This is a genomic window from Pleionea sp. WD8-19, from assembly GCF_055326765.1.
Map to the genome: position 1 here is coordinate 77,749 of NZ_JBUZOU010000013.1, position 19,141 is coordinate 96,889.

At 42.5% G+C, this 19,141-nt stretch carries 12 protein-coding genes; 1 reads left to right on the forward strand and 11 read right to left on the reverse strand.

Annotation, left to right across the window (positions count from 1 at the left end; all coding sequences use genetic code 11):
* Positions 1-58: 58 nt before the first annotated feature.
* Both ACTUJY_RS15020 and ACTUJY_RS15025 read right to left on the reverse strand, forming a co-directional pair.
* Positions 59-3,364: an Ig-like domain-containing protein gene (locus ACTUJY_RS15020; protein ID WP_463616929.1), complete on the reverse strand. Its 3,306-nt coding sequence runs from the start codon at positions 3,362-3,364 to the stop codon at positions 59-61.
* A gap of 88 nt (positions 3,365-3,452) precedes the next feature.
* Entirely contained in the window at positions 3,453-4,433 is a 981-nt protein-coding gene (locus tag ACTUJY_RS15025; protein WP_463616930.1) for a hypothetical protein, read from the reverse strand.
* A 406-nt stretch (positions 4,434-4,839) separates the two neighbouring features.
* Between ACTUJY_RS15025 and ACTUJY_RS15030 the strand changes: the two genes are divergently transcribed.
* Positions 4,840-5,730 (forward strand): GGDEF domain-containing protein, encoded by an 891-nt coding sequence (locus ACTUJY_RS15030; RefSeq protein ID WP_463616931.1) that lies wholly within the window; start codon positions 4,840-4,842, stop codon positions 5,728-5,730.
* An 86-nt stretch (positions 5,731-5,816) separates the two neighbouring features.
* Here the strand turns inward: ACTUJY_RS15030 and ACTUJY_RS15035 are convergent, their stop codons facing one another.
* The 9 genes from ACTUJY_RS15035 to ACTUJY_RS15075 all read right to left on the reverse strand — a co-directional run bounded on the left by ACTUJY_RS15035 (position 5,817) and on the right by ACTUJY_RS15075 (position 19,133).
* Complete coding sequence (locus ACTUJY_RS15035) at positions 5,817-6,941, reverse strand: acyltransferase family protein (protein ID WP_463616932.1); 1,125 nt, start codon at positions 6,939-6,941, stop codon at positions 5,817-5,819.
* Entirely contained in the window at positions 6,934-8,712 is a 1,779-nt protein-coding gene (locus tag ACTUJY_RS15040) for a sodium:solute symporter family protein (RefSeq protein ID WP_463616933.1), read from the reverse strand. The genes ACTUJY_RS15035 and ACTUJY_RS15040 overlap by 8 nt, the downstream gene beginning before the upstream one ends.
* A gap of 78 nt (positions 8,713-8,790) precedes the next feature.
* Positions 8,791-9,948 (reverse strand): N-acetylglucosamine-6-phosphate deacetylase, encoded by a 1,158-nt coding sequence (nagA, locus tag ACTUJY_RS15045; protein WP_463616934.1) that lies wholly within the window; start codon positions 9,946-9,948, stop codon positions 8,791-8,793.
* Positions 9,949-9,963: 15 nt separating this feature from the next.
* Complete coding sequence (gene nagB-II / locus ACTUJY_RS15050; RefSeq protein WP_463616935.1) at positions 9,964-10,959, reverse strand: glucosamine-6-phosphate deaminase NagB-II; 996 nt, start codon at positions 10,957-10,959, stop codon at positions 9,964-9,966.
* Positions 10,952-11,842: an N-acetylglucosamine kinase gene (gene nagK, locus ACTUJY_RS15055; RefSeq protein ID WP_463616936.1), complete on the reverse strand. Its 891-nt coding sequence runs from the start codon at positions 11,840-11,842 to the stop codon at positions 10,952-10,954. Before nagK ends, nagB-II begins: the two co-directional genes overlap by 8 nt.
* A gap of 247 nt (positions 11,843-12,089) precedes the next feature.
* Positions 12,090-14,771, reverse strand: a complete 2,682-nt coding sequence (locus tag ACTUJY_RS15060) for a family 20 glycosylhydrolase (RefSeq protein ID WP_463616937.1) — start codon at positions 14,769-14,771, stop codon at positions 12,090-12,092.
* 71 nt (positions 14,772-14,842) lie between these two features.
* Complete coding sequence (locus tag ACTUJY_RS15065) at positions 14,843-17,533, reverse strand: TonB-dependent receptor (protein WP_463616938.1); 2,691 nt, start codon at positions 17,531-17,533, stop codon at positions 14,843-14,845.
* Between the two features lie 365 nt (positions 17,534-17,898).
* Entirely contained in the window at positions 17,899-18,198 is a 300-nt protein-coding gene (locus tag ACTUJY_RS15070) for a hypothetical protein (protein ID WP_463616939.1), read from the reverse strand.
* A 35-nt stretch (positions 18,199-18,233) separates the two neighbouring features.
* Positions 18,234-19,133 (reverse strand): LysR substrate-binding domain-containing protein, encoded by a 900-nt coding sequence (locus ACTUJY_RS15075; protein WP_463616940.1) that lies wholly within the window; start codon positions 19,131-19,133, stop codon positions 18,234-18,236.
* Positions 19,134-19,141 lie beyond the last annotated feature (8 nt).

Sequence of the window (19,141 nt, forward strand, 5' to 3'; positions counted from 1 at the left end):
GCTGAACGAATGGAACGTTCAGCCAAACTTTAGGGTTAAAGAAATAGTAAGTAAAACGTTATTGCTTAAATTGTCTTCTTCGCAATATCCACAACATTGGCAGTCCGAACAACAAAATGAAGTTGATTGCACCGCCACCGTCATCTGAACTAATCGCTTCTACTGTTATCGTAACTTGAGCCTCTGCAACTGCACCATTCTCATCACGAATAACATAAATAAATGATTCGCTGCCACTGAACCCTGCTTCCGGAGTATAAGTTACCGAATTATCAGTAAATGTTAGGGTCCCATTTCCTGAATAATTTATGGCAATAATTGTTATAGAATCGCTATCGGGATCATTGTCATTACTCAGAACATTGAATGAATTGTCATTCGAATTTTGCTGAACGGTAAAGTTATCGTTATTAGCAATTGGTAGTGCGTTCACGATTACAGTAACCGAGGCTTCTGCAGTTGCTCCACGCGAATCAGCGATGGTGTAATCGAAGGTTTCACTTCCATAGAAGTCAGATGCAGGAGAATAACTGAGCACACTATTCTCAATGGTGACGCTGCCATTACCGTTATATTCCACGGCGGTGATCATTAACGAATCATCGGCATCCGCATCGCTATCATTTTCTAACACATCAAGCGCATTTTCAGCAGTCCCCATTGTTACAGTGAAACTATCGTTAATTGCAACAGGGGCCGTATTAGGAATTACAAACTCCGCAACCAAAGTCGCATTACTGAAGTTTGAATACGCATAGGTTTTTGCGAAATAAGTACCAGTCTGTGGCGTATTGATTGCACAGGTTTCGTTACTACTACTCGTTTCACTACGACAAATAATGTCACTGTTGGTTTCTGCAATTCCGCCAAAGCTAATGTAAAGGTCGGCGTCACCATTATTCCCTTGCGTTCGAAACGTAACGCTCTCTACGCCTTCCGGTACATCGACATAAAAGTCACGGCTTTCGCCACGATTGCCTTCGATATTAACAGGAACATTAGGCGTTAATTCATCGGCCAAATCCTTATCTGAAGCCGTTGTAAAACTGAAGACTGAAGACGTTGTTTCACCGCATGCATTCGCAGCAATAACGCGCCAGTAAAGTAAAGTTTCTTTGGGTAACGGCTGCGATGGTCGATAGTTCGTTCCATTAGATACATTACCAACAGCAATCACATTGTTAAACTCGGCATCGCTGGCAATTTCAATAGTGTATTGACGTGTATGCCCAGAGGAGCTCCATTGTAAAACAGGTAATGTTGCTATTGTTTCGGCACCATCGACAGGAGAAGTTAAGGTTGCGGTTGATGTTGACTCAACCACAGTCATGTTCACTTCCACCTGACGAGAATCAACATCGGTACTGCTACCTTCAATAGCAAAGGAATAGTCGCCTGCAGTCGCATCATTAGCCAATGATAAAATGGTACTCGATGTTTGGCCAGATGACACCGGGTTAACCGAAAAATTCCCCGAAAAAGCAGCGGGTAAATCGGTATAAGCCAGTGTGACATTTTGATCAAAATTATTGTATCCGTTTATCGAAACTTCAATGGGATCGATTTCACCGGTAAGACACACTTCGTGCGACAAGGGTGTGGCTCTCATTGTAAAACCAGGGTCGCTTGAACCAAAACCGGTACAACCCGGAAACTTCAAACTGGAAATGCGTGTATGCCATTGTCCACCTGCACCGCCGTATTCTGCGGTAAACCAAAACGTACAATGATCAACCGGATCGACCGAAAGATGACTGTAATCACCATTCCGTTCGGTCGCGATACTACCATCGGCCTCTACCAAAGAAATTTCATTGCTTGAAATGGTGCCTACTGGATCGAAAGTGCGACGTCCGGTTGCTCGAATACTTGGGTACTGATCAGCGCCGGTGATCATATAGGCCAATGCCATATTGCCATCACCATCTTGCGCGGCACCTGCCATGTACCGGCTGTTATTGTCATCAATCGCAACAATACCTTCTTGATACAATGACCAGTCACCATCGGTACTTCTGAGCTCAAACCAACGCAATCCTGCAATATTACCGTCTAATCGGGTAACAAAACTGCCCGTAATGGATTGATGACTGTTGAAATTACGATACTGAGGTTTGTAGTTAACAACTTCTCTTAACGGATCGAGTGTCGATAACGACTGACCCGCTTCCGGTCTTTGTTCCAAACAGCCAAAACCATCGGGACACGTAAAGTCAGAATTGAGCTCGTCAATTTCAATATTAATGGGTCCCACTAATTCACTGTTAGCGGGGTTCGAAAAATCCGGTGAAAATTGCCACAATTCCAGGTAATCCTTTTCACCATTATTACTGCCAGAAGCATGCAGCTCATCGTCATTGTGACGAATAAATAATCCCGGCGTGCCATCAACTGGTGGATTAAGTCCATCGGAGTCAATGGGCGAAATGGATTGAAACCCAAACCCATTTAATCTGGGTATTGTGCTACGTACGATAGCTGCAGACTCACCCGCCAACATTTTCGAGCGTTCCAGCGCATAGACCGCACCTCCCGATTCGTTGGCACTCACAAAATATTGACCGCCCCATACCGAAAACTTGGGATAATCTGGGAACGCAGGTGCCGTAAATTCATAAGCATACCAGCCACCCGAAATTGGATCGGCAGATTGCGAAATATAAACACACATTTTGTTGCCATTTCGCGAAAACTCAGAAAGAAACCATCGAGATGCATATTCATCATAAATAATGATGGGATCGCCTAAACCAGTGGCACAATCACCGCCATTAGCTAATGCGCTTAAGTTAAAGGTATTACCAACTTGCTCACCGGTAGTTTTATTAAAAATAGCAACTTCAGCACCACTGTATCCATTGATTGCGTTAATGTAATAAACCTCGCCGACTTCACCACTTGGGTCAGGCGGATTGACACCATTAAAGTCAAACGACTCTCGATTGACACCGACTTCAAGATCAGTAAGACGTTGCGTCGCTTTGTTTTGCTTTTCAACCACTCGTAGTGAACTTTTAGTCACTGGGTTAACAGGCGGTAAAATGTTCTGTACATCATTAATGTGGCGAGGGTTCGCCACTTTAACAGCATCACCAGGCTGCCATTGACGCACTGGATTGATAGTGCGTATATCCTTTTTCACAACGCTGGGTTGAGCAACATCAACCAGTTCAGCCCCTCGATAACGACGAACCCGATTGCGGTCATCGAGTTTTGTCTGTTTCGATACCGGTTGCTTCAGTATCGATTTTGGAAGTGCCTTTTCTTTAGCTGTCACCGAAAAGGTCATCAACGAGAGTGTCGCTGCGCTTCCAGTCATTAATACACGGTTAACAATCCGCGCGAATTTATTGTGATAGAACATTTAGGTTCCTTTTTATTTTCTCATATTAAATTTTTACAATCGCGCTCACCCAAGATGAAACGCATGAAACATCGGTGCGACGGAAAAACTACTGCCCATCCTTTTTTTGCAGAGGCCTTTTATCTTTCGATTTATCACTGCGACCGTCCTGAACTTCCTGAACAGCATCACCGGGTTGCCACTCTTTTACAGGAGGTAACTTGATTAAGTCACCCTCAAATGTTTGCGGTTTACTCTCTGAAGAAGATGATTGTGCCAGTGTATTAATATTGACCTTCCCGCTTACACTGCTCACATTAAATACTCGGAATACCTTTTGTCCTCGCCAGATCAGCTTTGATGTTTGCTTTTCTGCTTGAACCGCCGCTTGGATTTGCTCCGAATCAGAAAAAATTCCCTGTGCAGCAGTGGCATTGACCACAATGGGCGCCTGCTCGAAAAAATAAAAGGTGACGTCACCTGATTTCGACTGGATTGTATTGATATGCTGCTTTTTATCTGAATGAAAAAAGGTTTCTTGCCACGGCAGTAACGAAACGTCGACATTACCTTGATCGCTTTCCGCCCAAAGCATACCGTTCGTTGACGCTTGTATATTCCCAGTGACGGTTTTAGCGCTTAAATCCGACTGGTGTTTTTTTATTTTAATGTCTCCAAACTCGGTTTCCATTTCAACAATCACCGATTTGGGTACATAAACACCAATATCCATTCGACCAATACGGTTGTTGTACTTATCAAGCGTCGCGGTACTGTAGGAAACTTCAAGGATTGTCATGCCATCTTTATTGCTGATAACCACTTCTGGCTCAGGGGCTTTAGGGCCAACTTTCTGAATGACACCGGTCACTTCAATTTTAGAGTAACTGGTATTACGAGTAGATATATTGCCGTATCGATTGATTACCCGCAGCTTACGAGTTTTTGGGACGTCGCCTTGCCATTGATACTTTTCCAATACGACGTCTTTGCTTGTATATTGTTTCGGTGGTTCATCTTTGTGACAGCCAATCAGGCCGAGCAACAGAAAAAAAGAACTCAACGTAAGTGTCATTTTTGTGATTTTCATTCAATAACTTCTTTATTAAAACGCTTTCAATTCGAGACGGAGTATCAATAATTGGTTCCAGCCTAAGGTAAGGAAGGTGCCCATTGGTTCTGCACGAATACTAATTTAGGAAAACAACGAAAAATGAGACTCCTTTCGTAAATAAATCATTGAAAAGTGGCAATATTCACAACGCGGACAATACAGACGAATAAATTACGGCGCTCTAGGTTTTATAAAAAGAGCTTTTTGCATCTAGCAAAATTACTAATAGGCCAAATGATTATAAAAGAAAGAGAATCAATAAGTTACGCACTTTGCAATACGTACCTCTAAAGCCTCCTCCAATTTAATAAAGGCAAGCAAAATTCTTGTGTTCTATACTAAGTCTCATTGAGATATCGCTTCGTACGCGGGAATACTGTAAATGCCCTGTGAACTTGACTGCAAATACCGGGAGTTATTGTCGCTCACCGAAAAGTTCGATCTCCAATCGCTGAACGAACAACTACAGCTGGTAAGCCATCAGTTTTTCCCTGAGCATCAAATACAGTGGTGCTTCCGTAAAGACATGTTTTATTTGGAGCCTGGGCAAGAGTTTCAGCTAAAAATCAATGATGAGTCGAGTGAGCCCTTTATTATTGTACTGTGCCAAGACACTCCTATCGCTCACGTTACGGCAGCCTGCCCTGTTACCGCAGAGCAAATGCAAACGCTTAATCAAATCATCGAAGTTTACTTTAATATCATCTGTCACATTTCCTTATCAAAAATCGACCAACTCACCGGTGTTTTTAATCGTCAAGCCTTTGTTCAAGATTTACATGCTCTGAGTAATAAGGTGACCGAACAACGACGCCGAAAAAACGACCTTCCTCAATTTCTGGCATTAATGGATCTTGACAACTTTAAGCAAATTAATGACCAATTCGGTCACCTAATAGGAGATGAAGTACTGGTGATGTTTGGGCAAAAAATGCTGGAAACGTTCAGAGAGTATGACCAATGCTATCGTTACGGAGGTGAAGAGTTTGCAGTCATTATTAGTCAGTCCACAGAAAATGACATATCTAATATATTAAATCGATTTCGAAAAACCATAGCCAAACACCGCTTTCCTCAGGTGGGACAAGTTACTGTAAGCATCGGTTACAGCATCATCACGCCTCAATTTATTCCCAGTGAGTTGATGGATCGTGTTGATAAGTCACTGTATTACGCTAAAGAAAATGGACGCAATCGAACCTGCGATTATTATCAGTTATTATCGGAAGGTAAAATTAAAGAGCAACAACGTTCAAATTTCGAATTCTTCTGATAATAAATCTTCGAAAAACCATTCAACGCATCACCTTTTACGCTTCCGAATCTCGACGGCAACCATTAAAAATTAGTTAGAACCGTTTAAACTTTAAGATACCATTTTTTACGATAACAACCATACAAAACAGACCACTGTATTAAAAGCAGAGCGATGCAACTGAATAGCGGTTGATAACGCACATCCATTGTGCGCACAATACCGCCAAACAAACTTTTATATACGTACGCCCAGTCAAACAACGCCGTTGAAAGGTAAATAGCAATAGCGTTTATGCCGATCACAGCAAAAAAAAGTCCCAGCATTTTTAGTTTTAATACATCAAACAGAAGGAAAAACAAACAAAGCAGTAGACAGCTGTAGCCTAGACTAAGCATCACAAAAGAACTGGTCCAAAGTACTTTATTTATCGGTAAAACCGTACTCCATATAGAGCCAACGAATAAACAGAATATTCCAATAACAATAAGATTAAACGCTTTTTGTTGATGGCTATGTTGACTGGCCAAAATTTGACGGCCAATTATGGCGCCTGCCAGTGCATTTAAAATGGATGCCATATTTGCTACCAAACCTTCGGGGTCCAAAGGTTGTGCCTGATAATACACACCAGGCAAAAACTGTTGATCAATCCAGGTATTTAGTGAATATTGAGCCGAGTACTCTCCACCTCCGTAATTTCCAATCATTACGAGCTCTTGTCCCCCCCAATAAGCCACCAATCCAATCATCAAAAAAAATATTTGGGCTCTAACATTTAAATGCCAAACGATAAGTGCCGTTGCTCCCCAAGCTATTGCAATTTTACCAAGTACGCTGGCATAACGAATATCATCGAGAGACAAAGGAACTCCAATGCCCCAACCATGGTTGTATATGATGCCAAGAACAATTAATACAGTGCAGCGTTTCAACACCTTAAGGTAGTAAGGTTTACGTTGCGACCAGCTTTTATCAGCCAGTGAAAACGAACCAATTCCAATACTGACACCCGAAATAAAAATAAACAATGGAAAAATCAAATCATAAGCGGTCAGTCCATGCCACTCACTGTGCTGCATTTGCGCCGCTAAATCGTCCCAAATAAAGGCAGGAAACATTACCGCCAAGGCCGCAAATAGTTTTTCTCCGCCAATAATCCAAAACATATCAAAGCCGCGCAACGCATCGACCGACAACAACCGCGATTTTGCAACGCAACTACTCAAATATTTTAACCTTTGAAGAAAAGTATTTTACAGAGATCACCGAAGCAATAAATACGGAGAAATACATAATGGCATCACTCCACTCTTTAAACACCAAACTGCCCGTGGTGAATAAAATGGTATAAGCCATGACAATCGCACTCACCCAGCAAATAAAAAGTTGCAACAGGCTTTTGTTTCCATGCTCTTCTTGACCGCAAAATGGTTTCCAATTGCCTGCCGGCCTAATGCGGTCGTAAAATTTTTGTAAAACCTCACGATCGGTTGTGGGTGTAAGGAAAGTAACAACCACCCAAACCACTGCCGTAAAACTCAAAGTGAAGACAAAGCCACTAGGATCTTCAATGATCGGCTTACCCCATGAAGGGTCAATATAGGGAGCAAAAACAAACTGCGTCAGTGAATAGCCTACAAAAGGAGCAATGGTCGCTGAAATTTCACTCCAGGCAGAAACGCGCCACCAGTACCAGCGTAAAATCAAAACCAATCCTAACCCGGCACCGGTTTGCAATAAGAAGTTCCAGACGCCAGCAATGGACTCCACCTTGGATGTAACATATAGCGCCACCAAAATCATAACAAATACAGCGACTCGTGAAGTTAACACCAATTGCCTTTCATTAGCCTCAGGTTTTATAAAAGGCCTGTAAAAGTCGTTGATGATGTAACTGGTTCCCCAGTTTAATTGTGACGCTGTCGTACTCATATAGGCGGCAAAAAAAGCTGCCAATAGTAAACCTTTAAATCCAGTGGGTAGAAAATCCTTCATCGCCAGCACATAGCCCATGCGTGCTTCAGTGATTTCCGGATATAAAACCAGTGCTGACAAGCCAACCAATACCCAAGGCCACGGTCGAATACAATAGTGTGCAATTTGAAAATACAAGTTGGCGTATACCGCATTTTTCTCATCTTTTGCACTCATCATTCGTTGCGCGACATAGCCGCCGCCTCCAGGTTCAGCACCAGGATACCAACTGTTCCACCAAGGCAACAAAATCATTGCTAAAAAGCTACCCAGCCCTAACGCGAGAATTGTTCCTTTGGAACTCTCACCATCAATGGTTGGAAAAAAGCTTAAGGCTTCTTTTGGCAAGCTGGCTTTTAATCCATCGATTCCGCCAATTTGCTCTGAGTTCACAACAATCACTGCCAATATAATGCTGCCGGTCATCGCAACAATAAACTGTACAAAGTCGGTGTAAACCACACCAAGTAATCCCGAAAAACCCGAGTAAATATATACGATTAACATGGCGGCTAACGCGTACCACAAAGATTCCTCTGGCGAGATACCAAAAAACACTTGCAGCAAAGTAATAAGAGCAAGATTAACCCAACTGATCACCAAGGCGTTAATAAACAATCCCATATACAACGCACGAAACCCACGTAAAAACCGAGCTGGTTTTCCGGAATAACGTATGTTGATCAGTTCTACATCGGTTAGGATATTTGCTCGACGCCAATATCGAGCAAAAAAGAAAGTGGTTAACATGCCACCGGCTAACATATTCCACCACATCCAATTACCGGCGATTCCACTTTGTCGAATCAGTTCGGTAACCGCTAATGGTGTATCGGCAGCAAAGGTCGTTGCCACCATAGAAGTACCGGCCAACCACCAGGGTAAACTCCGCCCGCCCAGAAAAAAGTCACTGGTGCTTTTGCTGGCTCTTTTACTGAAATGCAGTCCCAATAAGGTGATGGATAGGATAAAGCCTACGATGATGACATAATCAATCCAAGCAAGCGTAAATTCTGTTTGCATAGTCGGTCCTGTTAATGTTTTTTTTGGTGGAATAACTCTCCACTCTTTCTAAAATTGAGTAAATGATTGCAACCGCAATCACAATGAGAAAACTTTTTCTCCAGCGACCCAAGTTGTAATAACATTTTGCTTATTATCTAACAATACAAAGTCAGCACGATAACCCAATTCGATAGCACCCATGGAGTTTTGAAACCCAAGAAACGTTGCCGGAATAGTCGATGCCATTTGCAAAGCTTGAAACAGATTAACCTTTATTAATTGTTGTGCATTTCTAATCGCACTCGACATCGTCAAAACGGAGCCGGCAAGCTCTCCGGTCGTCGATGTGAGCTTATCACCATTACGAATAATTTCGCGATTGAAAAAAGGTAATGACTTGTCGTTCGTTCCCACGTGAGCCATGGCATCGGTCACTAACATGAGCTTTTCGATACCTTTACACTGCAAAGCCAGTTGCAAACTTTTCGAATGAACATGGTAACCATCTACGATAATTCCACAATAGCTTTCACTATCAGTTAGTGCAGCTCCAAGCATACCTGGTTCGCGTGCACTCAAGCTCGACATAGCGTTGAACAAATGAGTAAATCCGGATGCACCGGCTCTTAATGCCTCTTGTACGCTTTCATAATCGGCATTACTGTGACCGAGACATACCTTAACGCCATTACTGGTTAATTCTCTGACTTGCTCAATTGGAATCACTTCAGGAGCAAGTGTCACTAAAACCTTTCCGCAGTCTTTTCGGCAAAATAGTGCTATTTCACTATCCGAAAAAGCTCGAATACGGTCCGCACAGTGTGCTCCTTTTTTAATTTCGGAAATGCCCGGACCTTCATAATGAATGCCAATAATACCCGGTAAATTTTGAGCAATCGCAGAACTTACACTATCTGCAGCTCTTTGCATCACATCGAAATGATCGGTTATCACCGTTGGCAACATGGCCGTTGTGCCAAAGCGAGCGTGCACTTCACTTATGGTTTTTAACCCTGACAACGTAGGTTGTTGATTAAATAACACCCCACCACCACCATTCACCTGAACATCGATAAATCCGGGAACCAACAATCCTTCCATACTTTTTATTTTGCTTTCACCTGTCATGTGTTTAAGCATGAAGTCACTGTCACCCATTCCGACAACTCGACCATTTTCTACGGCGACTATTTGGTCTGATAGAAGCTTATTACCGTTAAAGAGTTGTTCTACCCGAAGGTAATCGATGCTCATTGATATTTTTCCAGCTCAAAGGGTTTGCGTTACTTTTTTTAACCCGATCGGACAATCTGGATTGCGATTCATCGCTTGCGCAGCTTGTTCGATATCCAGATAAAATCGAAGCAACAGGGTTAAAGGCGCCAGTCGTTTTGGTAAATTGCGATTCAGTTGAGTCAAATTTAATATTTTTGCGCCACGTTGGTGGAAGTCTTCAACTTGCTGACTGTGTACAGAAAAAGATTCATCTTCCACCAACACGTTTAACATGAGCAGTTGGCTGGCGGCCAAAGTAACCGGACCATGTAAAAACTCGGCGCTACTAAATGCCTCAGCATGAATTCCGCACACTTCTTTTATTTTTAAAGCCATTTCTTTTGCAATCGCGTAACCGAAACCACGCCCAACAACCACCAGATGACTTTCATTGATTAACAAGTGTGAAGGAACTTGAACTTCCGACTTGATCACTTTTTTCAAATTTTGAGGCAGTAAAAGTAGTTCCTGCTTTAACAACGTGTCTTCATGCCAATAAGCAACGATTTGAAGCAGGGCCGCTAAGGTACACAAATAACTTTTGGTTGCAGCAACCGATCGTTCCTCACCCGCTTTTAACGGTATAAACAACTCCACATGAGCTCTTAAAGGTGCCGACTCATCGTTTACCAAAGCCAGGGTTAATGCACCCGCTTCTTTTGCCATTTTTGCTTGAGCTATCACATCGGGACTGCGTCCGGATTGCGAAATAATAATCACCAACGCTGTATCGAGCTGTAACGTTTTTCCATAAACACTCGATACAGAAGGTGCGGCAGAAAATGTCGGAATACCCAACTCAATTTCAAACAAATATTTGGCGAAAACGCCTGCATGATCGGAAGATCCTCGTCCAATAACCATGACCATCTTCGGTTTAAAACTTCGGATCCTATCAGCAACCTGGTTAAACAAAGACTGTTGCTGTTGTTGCTCCGCGATCCTGATGGGTGTTTCGCAGGCTTCCAATCGCATTAACGATTCAGACATTCAGTTGCTCCTCACTTTGCAGTGCAAACAAAACGGCGCCCACCTCGGGCGATTGTAATGCGGGAGCGATTCGGTCTTGCAGATCGGTCGCTAACCAAGGCGATATTCGTTCAGCAATCCCCCCGATCAAAGACAACCTAGGAGGATTACGATCCAATAACTTGTAAGCAACGTGCGAAAGATACTGGCCAGCCTGTCGTAATATTTCTTTGGCAACAGGATCACCTTCATTGGCCGACTCAAAAACAAAAGGTGCCAACTTTGCGTAAAATCGTGGAGGTTTCCCAGAAACCTTTTGCACCAACTCAATGGCATCATTTGCCTGAATTTTTCGACACAACAAACTGGGAGCGCCTAATTGATCCAACGCTAACAAACAATATTCTACGGCTTGTAATCCGATCCACGCACCACTGCCCTTATCGCCGTGTGGAAACCCATGCGCACCAAGTGTGAGTGATTGACCATTCACCGTAACATAACCACAAGAACCTGTACCGGCAATGATCACTGCACCGTCACCACCATGATGAGCACCTAAGCAAGCCGCATGAAGGTCGGTTAATACATAATGTCGTTTAAACGGACTTTTCCATCGCTGCATTTGCTTCATCGCCTTAGGGATATTTACTCCAGCTAAACCAATTCCAGCGTTCATTTGAGATAGCATCGCTTGATTTAGATTAGCATCCTCTAACGCTAATCGACTGGCTTCGACAATTGAACGTTGCGTCAAAACCAAGTCTTGGAAAGCATTTGCCGGTCCAGACAAACCTCGCCCCAGAATACCACCCGTTTGACAATAAACCACCGCGCGACACTTGCTACCGCCGCCATCGATACCGATGTAGTAAGGTCGTTCTGGCTGCGTAGAAACCTCCATTAACACAAGACCCTCGCTTGAGTTGTCATTAGAATGGTGACAGTCTAAAACATTATGACAGCGCTGTCATTAATTAAATAAAGTATCCTTTAGTACCGATAAAATTGTATGAACGTTTAAAAAAGGTGAATTTAAAGAAGTTATCAAAATTAGATGACGGAGAATTGTACGAGGAACTTGGAGAGGATGATTTCTTGTGAACAAGAAATCATTATTCCTCGCTTTCTCCGTCATCTAAAACTCTGGATTAACGACTCAACATCAGTGGCCTTCCGGCTCTTTGTTTATTCATGGAAAGCGCTCTTACCCAAACGCGATCGATTTCGCTTACAATACCCGTTACCGGTTGTTCATTAATTGTGTACCAGTTTTTTTTATCTGTGGAATATTGCAAAGTCAGACCAGGTAAAATGGCATTCACTCTCAAACCCTGTTCATTCCAACGCGCTCCAATCGTTGGAATACGATAACGAATGTTTGCCTGCTCCAGTTTAGAAAGCTCTTTTAAATTCAACGCTGAAATAAAAGAAAACCAATCTTCGTCTCGTTTTACTTGTAACGTATTGGAAAAATGATTGGAGTGCTCTGAATATCGTTGCCCATGATGTTGGTAGTCGAGTTCCCAATCGGCCTTGTGCCACGCTCGCTCAGCAAAAGCCAACAATCTGGGAAACAAAAGGTAATCAACGTCTTCCTCGCTCCGAATGGTTTCACTCCATAATTGCGCTTGGATGCCAAACAAAGCTCTATTTCTATCTATCGGCTGGTGCTTGATATTTCCTTCTTCATCTTTTTGCATTCGATCGTCTGCCATGTATTTCTTTCCTTCTCGGTCATGCCATATTTCGGCGTGGGCGGGAAGATTGTCCGGCATAAACTCAAATACTTTTCGTGTATTGGTTCTACGAGATCCCCAATAGTACCCAGGTTCTTTGGGGTCCACTTCGTAAGGAAAATCGAAATAAAGTACATCTGGATGTGAAGCAATAACTTGCCAACCACGGTTAATTAATTGATGTGCAGACTCATGTCCGTCCCAGAACAAGGTTGACCACTCATTCACCTGTACATTTTTTGGCATTTGTTCGAGCCTAGTTAGCTTCATACCATCGCTCCAACCGCCAGCAATAATATTTTTTTGAGCCAGAGAGTTGGCAATACGCTCAATAAAATAGCCACTTAACTGTTCAACGCTTTTAACGCCAAAATCATTGTTTTGAATAAACTGTTGACATTCCGGCGAGTTCTTCCATGCACCGGCTGTTTCATCGGCACCAATATGATATCGTTGCAGCGGCTGTCCGGCCTCCCGGTGCATACGTATCACTTCGCTTAAGACTTTATCAACAAAACGAAAGGTCGATTCCATGCAAACATTGATGGTATTATCATGGTAATACTGCACCGATTCATAACGCGTGGTATCGTTAAAATCACTCAACAAAAATTCAGCTGCTTTTTCTCGGTTACCGTTTCGCATGAATGTTTTATAACGATGCTCCATAGCTTTAACTGCCGCGCGTGAATGACCCGGCATATCAAACGATGGAATCACTTCAATATGATGTCGTGCTGCCCAACTTAAAATATCCTTATAATCTTGCTCACTATAAAAACCGTTCACTGAATGATTTCGAAAAGGACCGCTACCTAATTGAGGCAACAAGCATTGATTGTTTTCGGGAGGAAAACATCGAAATGCTCCTATTTCAGTCAACTCCGGTAGATCTTTAATTTGCAGTCGCCACCCTTCATCGTCAGCCAGATGTAAATGCAATTTATTTAATTTATACGCGGCCATCTGGCGAATGATTTTCATCAGTAAGGCTTTACTATGAAAATTTCGCGCGACATCAAAATGCAAACCACGAAACGTATATCTCGGTGCGTCATTAATTTCCAGAGCAGGAAAATTCAGATTATCAATAGCAATGAGCCCAGAGATCGACATCAATCCATAGAAAATTCCACTTTCATGGCTTGCAGTAATTGTTATAGCGTTAGTTTCCGCGCGCAATCGGTAACCTTCTATTGGAATTACATCGTCAGTGACTCTTTTGAGTTTGAGCAGAACACCTTTCGGGTTAAACGTTATACCGAAGCCAGACAATCGGTCAAAACCAGCCTGCAAAAACTTCGAATCAAAGTTGTGTTCTTGTAAATGTATACCAAGTGAGAGGTCAACCGCATTATTCTTTTTGATTCGAATAAGCTTTTTAGGCTTCGGGATTAATCGATATTTCGGTATAGATACCGATTGCGCATTGAGCTTTTGATTAATATCGTACAAATACTTTGTATCGCTTAGTCGAGTTTGATCATTTTTCCCTCGTAGTAAAAAGTCTTTGTGCTCAGGTATGCCGTTAAAAAACCAATCGCCTGACTCTTGCAAATCTGTTTTGTTCGTTTCGTTGGTATTAGCCACAATTTCTGGACCTAGGCCATCCACATACAAAAAATAGTTGGGCATAATATCGGATTCTGACAAATGCCAAAAATCGGCATTAAACTCAGCCGTCAATGGCTTCTCTTGAGTAAAGCCGGAATATTTTTGGTTTGGTGTAATACGGTGCAAATCTCCATTGATATGCTCTAACGTCAAATTGTCGCTTCGAAATGAGCGCGACGGTGCGATATGACTAAAGTATAAAGACCAATTGTTGGCCTTTAGTGAGCCAGGAAAGGTTAGAGATATTTTCGCAATAAAACAATGACCTTCCGCAAATTGCTTATCGCACTTTTCCTCGGGTTGATTCTCAATTATTTCGTAATGAACTTTTAAAGTTTCAGAAAATTTTTTTAATTGTTTTTGTGTAATAATTTGCTCAATCGAATGGTCATTTTTCCCTTCCTTTACATTATGGTAAACCAGGAACACCGTCCAACAAGCAATCAAAAGAAGAAGCACTCGCAGAAGCCAACGACTCATATTCGGATTCTCTCAATTATTCACTTTAAAGTCTTTAGGTCACGTCCATGTTGACCTGAAGTTATCCGTTTCTAAAAGTTTGCTTGGACGCCTAAAACATATCGACTTCCATTTTTATAGATAGACATTAATCGAGCAGGGGTGCCATCATATTCAACAACTTCCTCATCCGTTAAGTTTATTGCCTCAAATGTTAAGTTGAGATTATCGGTAAGCGCATATGAAGCACTAAAGTCTAACTGTCCGAATGAGTCGTTCCATGCTTCCGCACCCGTCCAGTGCACGCCTTTATACCACTCGCTTCGGTAGTTATACATTAAGCGTGCACCAAATGTTTCATTTTCGTAAAAGCCTACCAGGTTGTACATATGTTCAGATGCACCTGCTACGATTGCTGAGCCTGCAATTTCAGAATCACGCTCTTGATCACTGTTTGCGTTTGTGTAGGTGTAATTCGCTAACACGCCAAAGTTATCAAAGTTAGTTTGAAATGAAATTTCAAACCCGTCTGTTTGACCGCCCAACCCATTCACCGGTTGGCTAAATCTTACGTCAACCCACTCACCTTGAGACTCGTTGTATCTCGGCTCTATATAGCTACGAGTAGAGCGATAACTTGCAATATCTTTATAGAAGTAAACCATCGATAACATTGAACTATCGTCAAAATACCACTCCCAGGTAAGATCAAATTGATTAGAAATCGTTGGGCGTAAATTAGGATTACCTGCAGAACCAACGGGCTCCAAACCATTCAGGTCTCCTGTTGACTCAACTGGAGCAAGGTCAGAAAAATTAGCTCGGGCCATCGTACGAGCAGCGGAAAAGCGAACAATAACGTCTTCCGATATATCAAATGTGAAATTTGCGCTCGGTAGAATTTCGGTACTTTTATTCGATTGCATTACCCACTCTAAATAAGAAGGTGTTAACCAAGTTCGATCGATGGTATGAAAGCCCCAAGAGTCCATACTAAAGTTATAACTTTGAGCGGTTAAATCCGTTTCAACCACACGAACACCAATATTTCCTCGTACATTTTCGGTATTAAAATTTCCTTGAATATAGAATGCGGAAATGGATTCATTAATATCCCAAATTTCGCCTAAAACATTGCTTATAGCAAAATCGGCATTACCACCGAACCCAAGCGCCATAAATGCATCGTAACTACCATCTAACTGGTTGACTACATTTCCACTTATTACATTCCCTGCGACGGAATGAATACCTGTCGATTGCCCACAGGTATTCAATGTTGGGCATTGAGCGAAGATGTCCCACATATAAGCCGAATTTGGATCCGATGAAGTGCCTGGACCATGCCAGCTGTAAGCTTGGCGTCCTTGTGTGCGATCGTGATCTCGAAACTTAATTCCGGTTTCGATCGAATCAAAGGCACCAAAATCCACTTCGAAACTCAAATCCAACTGAAGATAGGTTTCATCATCAGTGGTCGGTTTGTTTCCACCCCAAGTCCAGTTTTGCATCCACAAAGATCCATCTGTTGGATCAACATCAATGTTTATCGATGGAGTTCCCGAAAGATCGAAAGAATAGCCGGTTCCTGTTGATATATTTGGAACAAAACTCCAAGAAGTTTCATTAAACGTTCCTCCTTTTGCAGACGTCTTACCAACCTGAGTATGTAGCTGGTATCCTTGACCGTCATAATTCAGATCGAGATCGTAGCTACTGGTTTCTGTACTCGATTGTCGGTTAATGAAATCCCACTCATAAGATCCTCCATCAAGTACCGTTGCTGCATAAATATTATTTCCATGGGCTTCAAAAGAATCCAGAATAATATTTCTGTCGTCTGGATTATCCAACCAATCATTTTGTGGACGTATGAGTAAGTTAATATTGTGGTTGTTTGCATCCATTGAAGAGTCAAGAACATTAAAAGTAAGATCCAAGTTTGAAGTCGGTACAAATTGAATGCTCGCAAAAAGTGTTTCTCGTTCTCGCTCTTGTCTAAAAATTGGGTTTCCAATGTCTTTAGGCGCTCGCATACCGTTAGCAGACGGCGAGGTCCACCCTAAAACCTCTAGCCCCTCACGTTGCACAGTGCGATCATGTTTAGAAACAGACAACAAAAAGCCAAGGTTTTCTTCATCGTTTTTCCAAGAGTACATTGCATCAATTAACGGATCCGTTTCACCGGAGGTCTCAGAGTACTGAGCTTGCACACTGGCATTTACGGCTCCTTTTTCTAACCAAAGCGGTCGATGCGTTTTAAGCGTTACTTGTCCGCCAATTGAGCCCTCATCATTTTTGGCAAGTGGTGTTTTAGCAACCTCCAGCTCTTTCACTAAAAACGATGGTAATAAAGTGAAATTAAAACCACGAGAGGGGTTATCCAATATAAACCAATCTGCAGTAGCTACGTTTTGACCATTGAGCAAAGTACGATTAAGTGAAGGGTCAACGCCTCGAATCGTAATTTTTTCTCCTTCACCAAATTCTCGACTAACGCCAACACCTGTGATTCGAGACAAAGACTCAGAAACATTCTTATCGGGAAACTTTCCGATATCTTCTGCGGTAATCGCATCAACTACGGCTACCGCATATCGTTTCGCAGCAATATTTTGCTTTAAGCTTCCACGAAACCCACTGATTACGATCGTTGGCTCATCTTCTGATTTTTCGGCGTTGTCTTCCGTCTTTTCAGACGCGAACGAAAGTCCTGTCAGCCCGCTCAACGTCATAGCAATCAACCCCGGCAAGCATTTCTTTTTAAAATGAGGCGTACTCATCGATCTGTCCCTCTTATGGTTATGTTGTTGATTCGAAATTCGCGCCCAATGACAGCGTTGTCATCAATATTGAACAAACACTACACAGATTTATTGACGAATGCAACATCTCAAAAGCCGGAAGCACTCATTTTTTGACAACGCTGTCATTCCTATTGATTATATATCAATGAAGCTCGCACTTTTAAAGCAATGATTTTTCAGTACTTTTAAATATTTTTAACGGTCGATAGTCTAAGAGTTAAGTGAGATTTATAAAAGGAGAGAGAGAGAACTGTGCGATCATGCATTGCAACAGAGCCGTTTTAGAGCAACGCCTAATGAGTAGGATTCTTGGATAATTTCCTCGCTCAACAAGTGAAAGGTTAATTCCTTTTGAACTGACACTCAGGTAAGTTTTTCATTTGTTCCATCGATAAAATTTTCGCTCGGCAGCCCAGTCCACTTTCAGTAATTTGACGTTCAAACTCCAGTTGTTCCGATTTGCATTCGCATTGCAAACCTTCGATGGTGTAGTCTCCTTCTAAGATCACATCATCCAGCACAATAGGCGTTACTTTCGTAGTGTCGTCACTGTCTGGAAAAAGTGCATAAATTCCCACCGCAATAAGCGTAATGACACTAACGCCAACAACACCACCAAAAATTGCTACTAAAAATCGCATCAATACTTTTCTCCAAACCGCTTTGCCACGGCATTTTACAGCGATAACAAACTTTGTGCCAACAAACCAATATTACGATAACATTGCGCTCGAAAACTGGTTCTACGCCAGATAAACCCGATCTGCCGCTCGGCATTTTCAAAGGGCATGTCGAGCGCAACCAAATGCGTGTTTTTCAACAAGCCGGCTTTAATTGCCATTTCTGGCAGAAAACTGATGCCTTCACCGTCTTCCAGCATGGTCACTAAAGTCGTTAAACTGGTCGCCGCAAATGGATGAATTTTTTCAGTCTTCGACAATCGACAGGCTTCCAGCGCATGTCCGCGTAAACAATGCTCTTTTTCAAGTAGCATTAAGCTGCCGTCAGGCACCTGTTTAAAGTCCTGCAACATTTGCAGCTCATTTTTTAACTGCTTATGTGCCACCATCAGAAAACGATCCTGGCCTACCTGCATAACGTGAAAAGAACCGGTTTCTATCGGTAAAGCCAATATCGCAACATCAACTTCGCCTTTTTCCAGTTGGCTAAGCAATTGTGCCGTAGTATCTTCAACGAGCCGTAAACGTAATCGAGGGTATTGTTTTCGACTCGCTTTTGCCAATTTGGGAAGCAGAAACGGTGCAATCGTTGGAATGCAACCCAGCCGAACTTCCCCAGCCATAACATCTCCATCGGCCTCTATAAGTTGCATCATGTGAGTGGATTGGTCGACAATCATGCGAGCCTGCTCAACCACTAGCTCGCCCATGGCCGTAAACATCAGTTTTCGATTGTCTCGCTCAATTAACTGTTGCCCTACCAGCTCTTCCAGGTTATTTATGGCCACAGACAAGGTCGACTGGCTGATATGGCAAGCCTCGGCGGCACGATTAAAATTTTGCTCTTTGTGCACGGCAAGCAGGTACTGAAGTTGCTTGATACTGGGCAGATTCATAATGAAGA